Genomic DNA, 13,750 nt, shown 5'->3' with positions numbered 1-13,750 from the left:
GCCAGACGATTTTACATAAGATAACTTATACGGGATGAAGCAGGAGGTTCTTCCATGGGTCCGCGCGCGGGTTGTGTCAGGACATCTCGACCTCCGCCGCCGGGCGTGTCTGCGGCACGGTCCCACCCCTGCGGAAGGCATCCAGCAGGCGCTCGCGGCGTCGCCAGGCATGGCGGGCGAAGCGTTGGCGTACCGCTCCGAAACCGCGCACCTGATCCGGCAGGCTGGCGATCTCCACCGCCATGGCGTGGTTGGCTGCTGTCAGTCCCCTTGCGATTTCCTCCAGCGCGGCTTCGTAGTCCGCCAAAAGCCGACGATCGAGGCGACGGTCCTCGGTGAAGCGGAACGGGTCCAGAACAGTGCCGCGCAGGCCGCGCAGATGGGCCAGCAGACCGAAGGCACTTAGCATCCATGGCCCGAAGGCCCGTTTGCGCGGGGTTTCGCGCCCCGGTTCCGGCCGCGACCAGAGCGGCGGCGCCAGATGCAGCACCACGCGGTAATCGCCCTCGAACTGCTCCGCGATCCGCTGCCGGAATCCAGTCTCGTGGAACAGTCGGGCGACCTCGTACTCGTCCTTCACCGCCAGCAATTTGTGATAGCCGCGTGCGGCCGCCTCGGTCAGTGCGGTGTGCCCGGCGCAGTGGCGCTGCTCCGCCGCGCGGATGCGCTGCACCAGTGCGACGTAGCGTTCGGCAAGGTGGCGGTTCTGATAAGCGATCAGCTCCTCCACCCGCCGCGCGATCACCTCATCCACCGAGGTGGACAGGCGGTGATGCGCCGGGCGCGGCCGCGCGGGGGCTGCGGCGGCCTCCACCGCGGCAAGATCGAGCGCTGCCTTGCGACCCCAATGGAAGGCCTGCCGGTTCATCGGCACCGCCGCGCCGTTCAACTCGATGGCCTGCAGGATGGCGCGGGGTGATACCGGCAACAGGCCCTTCTGGCTGGCATAGCCGATCATGAACAGGTTGGTGGCGATCGAATCCCCCAGCAGCGCCGTGGCCAGCCGGGAGGCGGGAATCCGGCTGGCGTTTTCTGGCCCGACGGCGGCGGCGATCCGCTCCGCCAGGGTATCGGCCGCCAGATCCGGATCCGCGATGCCGGCTGCGTCGCCGCTGCGGGCCTGCGCAGCCAGTCCCCGCACCACGTCACTGGTCACCGCCACGTCGCTGTTCAGCACCGCACGGGTGGTGCCGAGATTGAGCTTGGACAAGCTGTCCTCCGCCGCCGCCACCACCATGTCGCAGCCCAGCAGCAGGCTTGCCTCACCGGTGGCGATGCGGGACGCATGCAGTGCGTCCTGCCGGTCGGCGATCCGCACATGCGACCAGACGGGGCCGCCTTTCTGCGCCAGCCCGGCCATGTCGAGCACCAGCGCCCCCTTCCCTTCCAGCGTCGCCGCAGTGCCGAGCAGCGCGCCGATCGTCACCACCCCGGTGCCGCCGACGCCGGTGACCAAGATGTTGAACGGCGCTGCTGCGCTGGCCACGTCCGGGTCGGGCAGCTCCTCCCCGGGCGCCAGCGCCGCGATGGCACGGCCCTGCCGCAGCCGGCCGCCTTCCACGGTGACGAAGCTGGGGCAGAAGCCGTCGAGGCAGGAGAAATCCTTGTTGCAGGAGGATTGGTCGATCGCCCGCTTGCGGCCGAACTCGGTTTCCACCGGCACCACGGACATGCAGTTGGATTTGTCGCTGCAATCTCCGCAGCCTTCGCAGACGCGGTCGTTGATCACCACGCGCCGGGCCGGGTCGGGCATCAGGCCGCGCTTGCGGCGGCGGCGCTTCTCGGCGGCGCAGGTCTGATCGTAGATCAGCACGGTGACATCGCGGATGTCGCGCAGTTCGCGCTGCACCGTGTCGAGGTCGCGGCGATGCCGCAGGGAAACGCCGGACGGCAGGGTGCCGGTGTGGCGCCGAGGATCCTCCGCCACCACCACGCAGCGCCCGACTCCCTCGGCGAGCACCTGCCGCGCGATCTGCGGCACGGTAAGCGTGCCCTCCACCGGCTGGCCCCCGGTCATCGCCACGGCGTCGTTGAACAGGATCTTGTAGGTGATGGAGGCGCGGGCCGCGACGGCCTGACGGATCGCGAGCAGCCCCGAATGCGAGTAGGTGCCATCACCCAGATTGGCGAAGACGTGCGGCGTATCGGTGAACGACGCCTGGCCGAGCCACGCCACCCCTTCCCCGCCCATCTGGCTGAAGGTCCGAGTTTGCTCCGGGTTCAGCCACAATGCCATGTAATGGCAGCCGATGCCGGCCAGGGCGCGGCTGCCTTCCGGCACGCGGGTCGAGGTATTGTGCGGACAGCCCGAGCAGTAATGCGGCACGCGCTGCGTCGTGGCGCCCTGGTTCTGCGCGGCGGTTGTGTCGCGGGCGTCCAGAAAGGCCAGACGCTCCTCGATGGCCGGATCCTCATGGAAGCGCCGGATGCGGCGGGCCAGCACGCGCGCGATCAGGGCGGGGGTCAGCTCACCCGAGGCTGGCAATTGCCAGCGATGCGCCGCCAGCTCCCATTCGCCGGTTTCGTCATACTTGCCGGTGACGCGCGGCCGCACATCCTCCCGCCAATTGTAGAGCTGTTCCTTCAGCTGGTATTCGATGACCTGCCGTTTCTCCTCGACCACCAGGATGTCCTCGAGGCCCTCGGCGAAGTGCCGCACGCCTTCCGCGTCTAGCGGCCAGGTCATGCCGACCTTGAAGATGCGCAGGCCGATCGCCGCCGCCTTGCTCTCATCGATGCCCAGCGACACCAGGGCCTGCCGCACGTCCAGATAGGATTTGCCCGTGGTGATGATGCCGAGCTGCGCCCTCGGGCTGTCCAGCACCACCCGGTTCAGCCCGTTGGCGTGGGCGTAGGCCATGGCGGCGTAGACCTTGAACTGCTGCAGCCGGCGCTCCTGCATCAGCGGCGGGTCGGGCCAGCGGATCGACAAGCCGTCCGGCGGCATCACGAAATCCGCCGGCAGCCGACTCTCGATGCGGTGCGGGTCGAGCGCCACGGCGGCGGAGGTTTCCACCGTGTCGGCGATGGCCCGCAGCCCGACCCAGCAGCCGGAGAACCGCGACATAGCCCAGCCATGCAGCCCGAAATCGATGAATTCCTGCACGCCCGACGGGTTCAGCACCGGCATCATCGAGGCGGCGAAGATGTGGTCGCTCTGATGCGGCAGGGAGGAGGATTTGGCGCCATGGTCATCTCCCACCAGCGCCAGGACGCCGCCGTGCCGCGAAGTGCCGGCGGCATTGGCGTGCTTGAACACGTCGACGCTGCGGTCGGCGCCGGGCCCCTTGCCGTACCAGAGTCCGAACACGCCATCATGCTTGGCGTCCGAAAACAGGTTCACCTGCTGGGTGCCCCATACCGCCGTGGCCGCCAGTTCCTCGTTCAGCCCGGGTTGAAAGGTGATGCGGTGCGCCGCCAGCGCATCCCGTGCCCGCCACAGCGCCTGATCGAAGCCGCCCAGCGGCGAGCCGCGATAGCCTGAGATGAAGCCCGCCGTGTTCAGCCCCGCCGCCGCGTCGCGGATCTGCTGCAGCATCGGCAAGCGCACCAGCGCCTGGATGCCGGTCAGAAAGCAAGGTGAGCCGTCGAACTGGAACTGCGCGGAAGGCGGAAGCCGGGCCATGTTTGCCATGATCGTGCTGTCCTGCTGCCGGGAAATCTCAGCCGCTGCCAGAGCGGGGCGCACCGGCTCGTCCGGTGGAGGCTTCCGCCGCGCCGGTACGAGGCGCCGTATGATACGGATGGCCGTTCATCGCCCGCGATCCTCCTGTGCCCGCCCTGCGGCGTGGCTTGGGCAGCCGGTTGATGGCCGCCATGATCATGAAGCCTGCTTGCAGCACGCGGGAAAAGCGCAGAATCAGACCCGGCCGGACCGCCTGCGCCGAGGGCTGAGGACCGATCGCCGCAGGAGTGGCGGCCATCCGACACGGATGGAAAGTCTCACGCCCCAAATCCGACAGCTTCTGAGGCCGGACATTGTCCGGATATCATGTTTGCGCTTTGCGGCAGTCCAGGCCGGCGCAAGGCAGGCGCCGAGGCACGGGTCCTGGAGGTGCACACATTTTCGTGTGAAAGAAAGCGCGGCCCCGACGCGACCGTAACGGCCTCAGGATTTCCCAGTTCGCGGCAACAAGCGACTGACACTGCCATGCACGCTCCGGATCAGGTCCGGAAGATCCGCAGCTTCCAGGGATCGGGCCGCCACCACGGCCGCCACCATCTGAGCCGTGGCGGCGAGAGTCGGGGCCGGAGAGGCCGCGGGTGGCGCCGTCACGACGCTCTCCGCAGGGGAGATGCTCGCCGGCTCCGGCTCCCGGGGCGGCAAGGGCGTGGACGGTTCTTCCGGCGCCGGCTGTTCCAGGATCTGCTGCAGCGTGGCCGCGGTTTCCAGGAAGCCATCCTGGCGCAGCGCCACCAGGGCCTGGGTGCCCTGCCAGAAGATGCGGCGTTGCATGGACAAGGTGCGGACCTGGCGTTCGGAGGCCGGCTCGAAGCGGCAGCCCTGCGCCTCGGCGGCGCGGATCTGCTCGGCGGTGATCTGCATGGGCTTCAGCTTTCAACAAGCGGTCGCGGCGTTCACTCGCAGCCGGCGGAGCACGGTCGGACCCCAGCCATTATGCACGGATCGCGGTTCGCGATCCATGCCGGAGGCGCCGCGTTGCTCAGTGACGTGGCGCAGCCCGCAGCAGCCGTGCCAGCAGCCGACCGAACTGCAGGTCGGACACGGCCGTTCCCTCCTGGTCGGTGTCAACCCGGTGCACCAGCACCGCCTGCAAGGACGGCATCACCAGCACCTTGTGGCCGCGGGTGCCGAAGGCCGCGAAGCTGCCGGGCGGCGTCACCACGCTCGGAAACATCACACCCTCCCGGGATATCCACCACATGAAGCCGTAGGCGCCGCGATGTCCGGCTTCCGAATGCGGCAGCACGCTGAGCCGGGCCCAGTCCGGCGGCAGCACGGCCCGGCCGCCGCAGCATCCGGCATCCAGAAACAGCTGGCCGAACTTCGCCAGATCCCGGGCCGTCATGCGGAACGGATAGGCCGGATGCTGGGAATCGGGCAGCGTGACATAGCTGCCATCCTCGGCCGGGCGGAAATCCTGCAGCCCGCATGGCACGGCGATCCGGTTGGCGAAATCGGCGAAGATGTCGGCCCCGGTGAGTTGCCGGAAGATGCTGCCCAGGGCGTTGAAGTCCCAGTTGTTGTAGCACCAAGTGGTGCCGGGCCCTGCACTGTGCCGCGCCGGCTTGATGGAGAGCATCCAGGGGGATTCGTAGCCGCTCGGGTGATACACGCCGGAGCGGGCGCACAGCAGGTCGTACACCGTGGCCAGCTTTTCCCGCGGCGTCAGGCCGAGCTTGTCGTCGATCCCCAGCGCGTCCAGCGTGGCGCCGAGATCGATGCGGCCCTCCGCCTCGTGGATACCGATCAGCGCGGACAAGATGCTCTTGCGGATCGAGTGCGTGTTGAACCGGGCCGCGACGCGGCCAGCCGACACCAGCACCCGGCCGCGCACCACCAGCATCAGCGCCGCGCTGTCCAGCGTGGACGCGAAGCGCAGGGCATCCGTAAGTGCCGACGTGGACCATCCGGCCGCCTCCGGGCTGCTCCAGACCGGCCAGTCGCCCGGATCGGCCTCCTGCGGCACGGGCACGGGAAGCGCATCGGAGAACGGCAGGGCAGACATGGTGGCGGTCACTCCTCGGGGCGGCAGGCTCGGCCTCGGCATTCTGGCCGTGTTGAAGATCCCGCGCCAGGGGGAGACAGATGGGATCAGGCTTGCTTACCATGTCATCCTTTCGGAAGTCGGGAGTGCTGGGCATGACAGATCGATGCGACCGGAGATGGCGCCTCACCTTGACCCTGCTGGCCGGCGCCGCGCTGGCGGGGCCAGCGCAGGCGGCGACGCCGCGCAACGCGCTGGTGATGGCGTGGAACATCGATGCCATCTCCACCTTCGACCCGGCGCAGATCGGCGAGGTGGTGACCAGCGAACTGATCCAGAACACCTGCGACGCCCTGGCCAGCTTCGACCCGAAGGACGAGGCCAGGGTGGTGCCGGCGCTGGCGGAGCGTTGGGAAGTGGCCGAGGATGGCCGGCAGATCACGTTCCACCTGCGTGACAAGCTGGTGTTTCCGTCCGGCAATCCCGGCACCGCGCAGGATCTCGCCTGGTCGATGCAGCGCGTGGTGAAGCTGGGCTTCGGCAATGCCGCGACGCTAACCGAATACGGCTTCAGCAAGGCCAATGTGGAGCAGATGATCAGTGCGCCGGATGAGCGCACGCTGGTGATGAAGCTCGACAAGCCCTACCCGACCAACCTGATCCTGCAGGCCATCGCCGCCAACCGCGTGGCGACGATGCAGGATCGCAAGACCCTGATGGCCAACGAGGTGAATGGCGACCTCGGCAACAAGTATCTCGCCACTCATACGGCCTGCGTCGGGCCCTACCGGCTGCGCCAGTGGAATTCCGGCGAGAGCGTGGTTTTGGAAGCCAACGAGAACCATTGGGCCGGCGCGCCGAAGCTGCGCCGCGTCATCATCCGTCACGTCGCCGAGGCCGGCACGCAGCGCCTGCTGCTGGAAAAGGGCGACGTGGACGTGGCGCGCGACCTGACGCCGGAGGACATGCAGGCGATCGAGAAGATGCCGGGCATCACCCTGGCGCGCACGCTCAAGCCTCAGCTGGTCTATTGGGGCTTCAACAACGCCCATCCGGCCTTTGCCCAGGAGAAGGTGCGGCTGGCGATGCGCTACCTGATCGATTACGAGGCGCTCGGCAAAACCGTGATGGCCTATAACGGCGTGCCGCGGGCCAGCTTCGTGCAGCTCGGCGCCTTCGGCGCACTGGACGCGAAGGAAGGCCAGCCCTTCAGCCTGGATCTCGCCCGGGCCAGGCAACTGCTGTCGGAAGCCGGCTACCCGGACGGCTTCGAGGCCGGCATGATCTTCTCCACGCTGCCCTATGCGGCGCCGATCGCGCAGCACATTCAGGCCAATGCCGCCAAGGTCGGCGTGCGGCTGAAGCTGGAGCAGATGGCCAATGCGCAGCTCTTCGCGCGGCATCGCGGCCGCGAGTTCGAAACCGTGATCGCCGCCTGGCAGACCAGCATTCCCGATGCGCAGGGCAACGCGTCCCGCCTGATTGCCAATCCCGACAACCGGGCCGAGGCGAAGCTGACCCAGTTTCCCTCCTGGCGCCATTCCTTCCAATCGGAATCCGCCAACCGGATCGCCGCCGAGGCCCTGCTGGAACGGGACGAGGAGAAGCGCGCGGCGCTGTATCACCAGCTGCAGCGCGACATGATGCAGAGCGGGCCGACGGCGATCATGTTCCAGACCGTGCATCTGGCCGGCGTGCGCACTTCCCTCAAGAACTGGACGTGGCACGGCTTCGGGAGCTACTACGACATGGCGTACAAGGAGTAACGCCTGCATGGCGGATGTGGCGGCGATGCCCGCACGCCGGCGCGGGCGCGGCAACACCGCCGCGCTGCCCGGCTGGGTGGGCAAGGCGGCACGGTTGATCGTCTCGATCGCCGTGACCCTGTTCGGCCTGATGGCTCTCACCTTCTTCATCGGCCGCATGCTGCCGCTCGATCCCGTGGCCGCCATCCTGGGCGACAACGCGACCCAGGAAGCTTATGAGGCGATGCAGCGGCAGCTCGGGCTCGACCAGCCGCTCTACATCCAGTTCGCGCATTATGTTTACGACATCGCGCGCCTGGATTTCGGCACCGCCCTGACGACGGGGAAACCGGTGCTCGATGATATCGGCCGCGTGTTTCCCGCCACCATCGAGCTGGCGACGGTCGGCATCCTGATCGGTACGGGCCTCGGCATTCCACTGGGTGTGCTGGCGGCAGCCTATCGCGACACGGCCATCGATTACTTCGTCCGGGTCTTCGGCTTGCTGGGCTATTCCACCCCGAATTTCTGGCTCGGGCTCATGGGGCTGGTGTTGTTCTACGCGACGCTGGGATGGGTCGAGGGTCCCGGGCGCATCGACACCGCCTACCAGTGGGACATCGAGCCGGTGACCGACCTCCTGCTGCTCGACACGGCGATGGCCGGACAGTGGGACATCTTCCGGAACGCCTTCGGCCACATCATCCTGCCGGCCTCGATCCTGGGCTTCGGGGCGATGGCCTATATCAGCCGGATGACACGCTCCTTCATGCTGGAACAGCTGGCGCAGGAATACGTCATCGCCGCGCGGGTGAAAGGCCTGTCCTGGGGACGGACCGTGTGGGTCCACGCGTTCCGCAACGTCGCCGTGCAAGTCGTCACCGTTGTCGCATTGGCTTACGCTTTTCTTCTGGAGGGCGCGGTGCTGACGGAAACCGTGTTCGCCTGGCCCGGCTTCGGCCGCTACCTCACCAATGCGCTGCTCGGCGGCGACATGAACGCTGTGGTCGGCTGCACCCTGGTGGTGGGCATCATCTTCGTGGGGCTGAACCTGTTGTCTGACCTGCTCTACCGCGTCTTCGATCCGCGAACCCGCTGATGCCTGCCGCCACATCCCTCGGCGCCTGGCTGCGCGCGCCCGTTCCGGCGTCTCCTTTTCAGGCCCGCATGCAGGCCTTCTGGCTGGGTTGGCGGCGACTGCGCCGCAATCCGCCGGCCCTGATCGGCGCGGCCATGCTGCTGGTGCTGATCGCCGTGGCGGCGTTCGCGCCGCTGATCGCGACGCACGACATCTACGCACAGGATCTGATGGCGCGGCTGCAGCCGCCGTCCGCGGTGCATTGGCTCGGCACCGACGACCTGGGCCGCGACATCTTCAGCCGCCTGGTCTTCGGCGCCCGCATCACGCTCTATATCGCCTTCCTGGCGGCGCTGATCGCGGCGCCGCTCGGTCTCGTGATCGGTGCGACGGCGGGTTATTTGGGCGGCTGGACCGACACCGTGCTGATGCGCCTGGTAGACATCTTTCTGTCCTTTCCCAGCCTGATCCTGGCGCTGGCCTTCGTCGCCGCGCTCGGTCCGGGCATTGAGAACGCCATCATCGCCATCTCCCTGGCCGCCTGGCCGCCGATCGCGCGGCTGGCGCGGGCCGAGACGCTGACGGTGCGGCAATCCGACTACATCGCGGCGGTGCGCCTGCAGGGGGCGTCGCGCCTGCGGATCATCGTGCACCACGTAATGCCGATGTGCATCCCCTCCGTGGTGGTGCGCATCACGCTGAACATGGCCGCGATCATCCTGACCGCCGCCGGGCTGGGCTTCCTCGGTCTTGGCGCCCAGCCGCCCAGCCCGGAATGGGGCGCGATGCTGTCGACGGGGCGGCAATTCGTGATGACCAGCTGGTGGATCGCCGCCATTCCCGGCACCGCCATCCTGCTGACCAGCCTGGCCTTCAACCTGTTCGGCGACGGGTTGCGCGACGTGTTGGACCCGCGGCATGGCTGAGCCGCTGCTGCGCGTCCGCGACCTGCGGATCACCTTCTCCTCGCCCACGGGGCCGGTCGAGGCCGTCCGCGGCGTGTCCTTCGATGTCGGGCGCGAGAAGCTCGGCATCGTCGGTGAGAGCGGTTCCGGCAAGACGATGACCGGGCGCGCTCTGCTCAAGTTGTCGCCCAGATCGGCAACGGTGCAGGCACGGCGGCTCGATTTCGCCGGCATCGATCTGGCGGCGGCGTCGGAACGGCGCATGCGCAGCATCCGCGGAGCCCGCATCTCCATGATCATGCAGGATCCGAAATATTCGCTGAACCCGCTGATGCGGGTGGGCGCGCAGATCGCCGAGGCCTGCCGCCTGCACCAGAAGGTCGGCGCGCGCGAGGCGGCGGCCCGGTCGCTGGCCATGCTGGAGGCGGTGCACATCCGTGAGCCGAAGCGCGTCTTCGACCTGTATCCCCATGAGGTGTCCGGCGGCATGGGGCAGCGCATCATGATCGCTATGATGCTGGTCACCGGGCCGGACCTGATCGTCGCCGACGAGCCGACCTCCGCGCTCGACGTCACCGTGCGCCGGCAGGTGCTGTCGATCCTGGACGAGCTGGTGACCCGGCGCGGCGCCGGCCTCATCTTCATTAGCCACGACCTGAACCTGGTGGCCGAGTTCTGCGACCGCGTGCTGGTGATGTATGCCGGGCGCATCGTGGAGGAGTTGCACGCGAGGGACCTGCATGCGGCGCGGCACCCCTACACCCAGGCTCTGCTGCGCAGCCTGCCGCGGCTGGAAGCCCCGGTTGCGGAGCTGGCGGTGCCGACGCGCGACCCGGAGTGGCGCGACGGCCCCACCTACCGCCTGGGTGAACTGGCATGAACCGGCCGCTTCCCGACGCCCTGGAACTCGCCGGACTGGACATCACCTTCGGCCATGGCGGCAAGGCCAACCGGGCGGTGCAGGATGTCTCCTTCCATGTGGCGAGAGGCGAGGCCTTCGGGTTGATCGGTGAATCTGGCTCGGGCAAGTCCACCGTGCTGCGCGCCGTTTCCGGCCTCAACACGCAGTATGAAGGCGACATCCTGCTGCATGGCGAGGTGCTGCCCAGGCTGCGCGACAAGGCGTTCTTCCGCCACACCCAGATGGTGTTCCAGGATCCCTATGCGTCGCTGCACCCGCGCAAAATGGTGAACCAGGTGCTGCTGGAGCCGCTGGCGATCCACGGCCTGGACCGGCCGCAGCAGCGCGTCGACGATGTGCTGAACGCCGTCGGCCTGGGGCCAAGCTTCCGCTTCCGCTACCCGCACCAGCTGTCCGGGGGCCAGCGCCAGCGCGTGGCCATCGCCCGCTGCCTGATCCTGGAGCCGGAGATCCTGCTGCTGGACGAGCCGACCAGCGCGCTGGACGTGTCGGTGCAGGCGGAGATCCTGAACCTGCTGCACCGCCTCCGCCGCGAGCGTGGCCTGACCTACCTCATGGTCAGCCACGACCTCGCCGTGGTCGCCCATCTGTGCGAACGCATCGCGATCATGAATGGCGGAAGAATCGTGGAAGAGTTGAGCGTGCGGCAGCTGCGGGCCGGGGAGGCGACGCAGCCCTACAGCCGGACGTTGCTGGCCGCTACGCATTACCGCCCCGTTCCTCCCGAGGATGTGGTGGCCTGAGAGCCCACGCGGCTGCGCTCCTCCCCACGCTCCGCACCGGCCGTCCCGTCCTTATCCACAGCTTCATCCACGAAATCTGTGGATGAAACCGGCGGCACGGCGATCGGCTTGATCCGGCCTGGAGATCCGCCGCAAGCTGCCGCGAGGCAGTGGAGCGGTAATCAATGCGCAGCGGCGTCGAGCAGGACATCCTCCAGGGCCACGGCGCTGCGCCGGCCGATCTGGTGATCCGCAACCTTCGGCTGCTGGATCTGGTGACCGGCGCCCTGGTGGAGACCGATGTTGCGATCCGCGGCGCCCGCATCGTCGGCACCTATGGCCGCTACGAAGGCCGGCGCGTGCTGGAGGGCGGCGGGCGCATCGCTGTTCCGGGTTTCATCGACACGCACCTGCATGTGGAATCCTCCTTGATCGCGCCACAGGAGTTCGAGCGCTGCGTGCTGCCGCACGGTGTCACCACCGCCATCTGCGACCCGCACGAGATGGCCAATGTGCTGGGAACGGCCGCCTTCGACTATTTCCTGGCCTCGGCCGAGCGGATGGTGATGGATTTGCGGGTCAATCTGTCCTCCTGCGTCCCGGCTACCGATCTGGAAACCGCCGGCGCGCGGTTGGCGGCGGCCGACCTCCTGCCCTACCTGAAGCATCCTAAGGTGATCGGGCTGGCGGAGTTCATGAACTTCCCCGGCGTGCTGGCGCGCGATCCGCATTGCCTGGAGAAGCTCGAGGCCTTCGCCGGCCGGCACATCGACGGGCATGCCCCGCTGCTGCGGGGCCAGGCGCTGAACGGCTACATCGCCGCCGGCATCCGCACCGAGCACGAGGCCACCACGGCCGAGGAAGCGCTGGAGAAGATGCAGAAGGGCATGACGGTGCTGATCCGGGAAGGTTCCGTCTGCAAGGATCTGGCCGCGCTCGCGCCGCTGCTGACGCCCTCCACCGCGGGCTTCATGGCGTTCTGCACCGATGACCGGAACCCATTAGAGATCGCGCATGAGGGTCACCTGGATTTTCTGATCCGCAGCGCCATCGCGCGCGGCGTGGCGCCGCTCGCCGCCTACCGCGCCGCGTCGCTCAGCGCGGCGCGGGCCTTCGGCCTGGAGGATCGCGGCATGATCGCGCCGGGCAGGCGGGCGGACATCGTGTTGCTGGACGACCTGGAAACCTGCGTCGTCTCAGCCGTGATCGCGGGCGGGCGGATGGTGGAGGAGGCGCTGTTCGAAGCGCGGGAGGCGGTGCCGCCGGTCGGCCTCGACAGCATGCGGGCGGCGCCGGTCCGCGCGGCGCAGCTGGCGGTTCGGGGCGCCGCCGAGCAGCCGGTGATCGGCGTGATCCCGGGCCAGATCATCACCGAGCACCTGACCCTGCGCCTGCCGGAACGCGACGGCTGCATCCTGCCGGACCCGTTGCACGATGTCAGCAAAGTCTGCGTCATCGCGCGCCATGGCCGGAACAACAACATCGGCCGCGGCTTCGTGCGCGGCTTCGGCATGCGGAGTGGGGCCATCGCATCGTCGATCGGGCATGACAGCCACAACATCTGCGTGGTGGGCCAGAGCGACAACGACATGGCCATGGCCGTGAACCGCCTGGGCGACATCGGCGGCGGTTTCGTGGTTGTTGCCGGAGGCCGCGTCCTGGGCGAGCTTCCGCTGCCCATCGCCGGCTTGATGAGCGACCGTCCGTTCGAGGAGGTCGCTGCTGCGCTGGAGCGCCTGCGCGACGTGGCGCGCGGCATCGGCAGCGGATTGCAGGAACCCTTCCTCCAGTTGGCCTTTCTGCCGCTGCCGGTGATCCCGCATCTGAAGATCACCGACCGGGGCATGCTGGATGTCGACCGGATGGTTCTGCTGCCGACCTCCTGAACGACCATCCGGCCTTCCCGCGAAGGAACGGGACGAGGCCGGCATGCGCCCCGGTCCCGGCCGGGCGCTCCGGGCAACCGTGCCACAAGGTAACCAAACGGTTCAGTTGGAGGCCTGAAGGTAGGCGCTGCCGCATCTTCCTGCTGTTCCGCCGCCGCAAACCCGGCAATGCTGCGGGTATGACAGACACGGTCGAACTGCCCCGCAGCAAGCGGGCCGAAGCCACCAAGGCGCGGATCCTGGAAGCCGCCATCAACGAGTTTGCCAATCACGGCCTGGCCGGCGCGCGGGTGGATGAGATCGCGGCTCGGGCCGGCGCCAACAAGCGCATGCTGTATGTCCATTTCGGCAGCAAGGAGGAACTCTGGCTGCAGGTGCTGGAGCATGTCTACGCCCATAAGCGGGAGGAGGAACGGGCCCTCGATGTCGGCAACCTGCATCCGCAGGAGGCTATGGCGCGGCTGGTTCGCTTCAATCTTCGCTACACCGCCCGCCATCCGGAATTCGTCACGCTGCTCAACCAGGAGAACATGCACCAGGCGCGCTATCTCGGCACCAGCGAGCGCGTCCAAGCGCTCTACTCGCCCCTGCTCGACCTTGTGCGGGAGGTGCTGGCACGGGGCGCCGCCGCCGGCGTGTTCCGTCGCGATGCCGAGCCGTTGCAGACCTATGTCACGCTGGTGGCGCTGGGCCACTTCTACGTGGCCAACCTGCATACCCTGTCCGCCGTGTTTCAGGCCCGCCTTTCCTCCGAGGCGGCGCTCGGCGCGCGGGAGGCCCACTGCGTGGAGGTGCTGCTCGGCTATCTTCGTCCTTGACCTGC

At 68.0% G+C, this 13,750-nt stretch carries 10 protein-coding genes; 7 read left to right on the top strand and 3 right to left on the bottom strand.

All coding sequences use genetic code 11. The features are described 5' to 3' along the window. Positions 1 to 76: 76 nt before the first annotated feature. The 3 genes from D2K64_RS13150 to D2K64_RS13135 form a co-directional block, all read right to left on the bottom strand. Positions 77 to 3,634, bottom strand: coding sequence for an indolepyruvate ferredoxin oxidoreductase family protein (locus D2K64_RS13150; RefSeq protein WP_120008908.1), 3,558 nt, complete (start codon positions 3,632 to 3,634; stop codon positions 77 to 79). Positions 3,635 to 4,108: 474 nt separating this feature from the next. Next, a complete protein-coding gene (locus D2K64_RS13140; RefSeq protein ID WP_120008827.1) occupies positions 4,109 to 4,546 on the bottom strand; it encodes a hypothetical protein in 438 nt (145 codons plus the stop codon). Between the two features lie 118 nt (positions 4,547 to 4,664). Further along, positions 4,665 to 5,690 (bottom strand): serine hydrolase domain-containing protein, encoded by a 1,026-nt coding sequence (locus D2K64_RS13135; RefSeq protein ID WP_120008826.1) that lies wholly within the window; start codon positions 5,688 to 5,690, stop codon positions 4,665 to 4,667. Positions 5,691 to 5,824: 134 nt separating this feature from the next. Here D2K64_RS13135 and D2K64_RS13130 point away from each other — a divergent pair, with 134 nt between their 5' ends. The 7 genes from D2K64_RS13130 (at position 5,825) to D2K64_RS13100 (ending at position 13,745) form a co-directional block, all read left to right on the top strand. Next, positions 5,825 to 7,435, top strand: a complete 1,611-nt coding sequence (locus D2K64_RS13130) for an ABC transporter substrate-binding protein (protein ID WP_120008907.1) — start codon at positions 5,825 to 5,827, stop codon at positions 7,433 to 7,435. A gap of 7 nt (positions 7,436 to 7,442) precedes the next feature. Next, a complete protein-coding gene (locus D2K64_RS13125; RefSeq protein ID WP_120008825.1) occupies positions 7,443 to 8,513 on the top strand; it encodes an ABC transporter permease in 1,071 nt (356 codons plus the stop codon). After that, the gene (gene nikC, locus D2K64_RS13120) at positions 8,513 to 9,418 is read left to right on the top strand and encodes a nickel transporter permease (protein ID WP_120008824.1); all 906 of its coding nucleotides are present in this window, start codon (positions 8,513 to 8,515) and stop codon (positions 9,416 to 9,418) included. Before D2K64_RS13125 ends, nikC begins: the two co-directional genes overlap by 1 nt. Then, complete coding sequence (locus tag D2K64_RS13115; protein WP_120008823.1) at positions 9,411 to 10,277, top strand: ABC transporter ATP-binding protein; 867 nt, start codon at positions 9,411 to 9,413, stop codon at positions 10,275 to 10,277. The genes nikC and D2K64_RS13115 overlap by 8 nt, the downstream gene beginning before the upstream one ends. Next, positions 10,274 to 11,062 (top strand): ABC transporter ATP-binding protein, encoded by a 789-nt coding sequence (locus D2K64_RS13110; RefSeq protein ID WP_120008822.1) that lies wholly within the window; start codon positions 10,274 to 10,276, stop codon positions 11,060 to 11,062. The genes D2K64_RS13115 and D2K64_RS13110 overlap by 4 nt, the downstream gene beginning before the upstream one ends. A gap of 164 nt (positions 11,063 to 11,226) precedes the next feature. Beyond that, positions 11,227 to 12,927, top strand: coding sequence for an adenine deaminase (gene ade / locus D2K64_RS13105; protein WP_120008821.1), 1,701 nt, complete (start codon positions 11,227 to 11,229; stop codon positions 12,925 to 12,927). A gap of 179 nt (positions 12,928 to 13,106) precedes the next feature. After that, positions 13,107 to 13,745: a TetR family transcriptional regulator gene (locus tag D2K64_RS13100; protein ID WP_120008820.1), complete on the top strand. Its 639-nt coding sequence runs from the start codon at positions 13,107 to 13,109 to the stop codon at positions 13,743 to 13,745. Positions 13,746 to 13,750 lie beyond the last annotated feature (5 nt).

The sequence above is a fragment of the Teichococcus vastitatis genome, assembly GCF_003604215.1.
Classification (GTDB): Bacteria; Pseudomonadota; Alphaproteobacteria; order Acetobacterales; family Acetobacteraceae; genus Pseudoroseomonas; species Pseudoroseomonas vastitatis.
This window is presented reverse-complemented; position numbering and strand designations above follow the sequence as displayed.

What these genes read in the sequence shown, in the direction of transcription:
- D2K64_RS13115 (WP_120008823.1), top strand. Translation starts at nt 9,411, where the DNA reads ATGGCTGAGCCGCTGCTGCGCGTCCGCGACCTGCGGATCACCTTCTCC.
- D2K64_RS13135 (WP_120008826.1), bottom strand. Translation starts at nt 5,690, where the DNA reads ATGTCTGCCCTGCCGTTCTCCGATGCGCTTCCCGTGCCCGTGCCGCAG.
- nikC (WP_120008824.1), top strand. Translation starts at nt 8,513, where the DNA reads ATGCCTGCCGCCACATCCCTCGGCGCCTGGCTGCGCGCGCCCGTTCCG.
- D2K64_RS13150 (WP_120008908.1), bottom strand. Translation starts at nt 3,634, where the DNA reads ATGGCAAACATGGCCCGGCTTCCGCCTTCCGCGCAGTTCCAGTTCGAC.
- ade (WP_120008821.1), top strand. Translation starts at nt 11,227, where the DNA reads ATGCGCAGCGGCGTCGAGCAGGACATCCTCCAGGGCCACGGCGCTGCG.
- D2K64_RS13140 (WP_120008827.1), bottom strand. Translation starts at nt 4,546, where the DNA reads ATGCAGATCACCGCCGAGCAGATCCGCGCCGCCGAGGCGCAGGGCTGC.
- D2K64_RS13100 (WP_120008820.1), top strand. Translation starts at nt 13,107, where the DNA reads ATGACAGACACGGTCGAACTGCCCCGCAGCAAGCGGGCCGAAGCCACC.
- D2K64_RS13125 (WP_120008825.1), top strand. Translation starts at nt 7,443, where the DNA reads ATGGCGGATGTGGCGGCGATGCCCGCACGCCGGCGCGGGCGCGGCAAC.
- D2K64_RS13130 (WP_120008907.1), top strand. Translation starts at nt 5,825, where the DNA reads ATGACAGATCGATGCGACCGGAGATGGCGCCTCACCTTGACCCTGCTG.
- D2K64_RS13110 (WP_120008822.1), top strand. Translation starts at nt 10,274, where the DNA reads ATGAACCGGCCGCTTCCCGACGCCCTGGAACTCGCCGGACTGGACATC.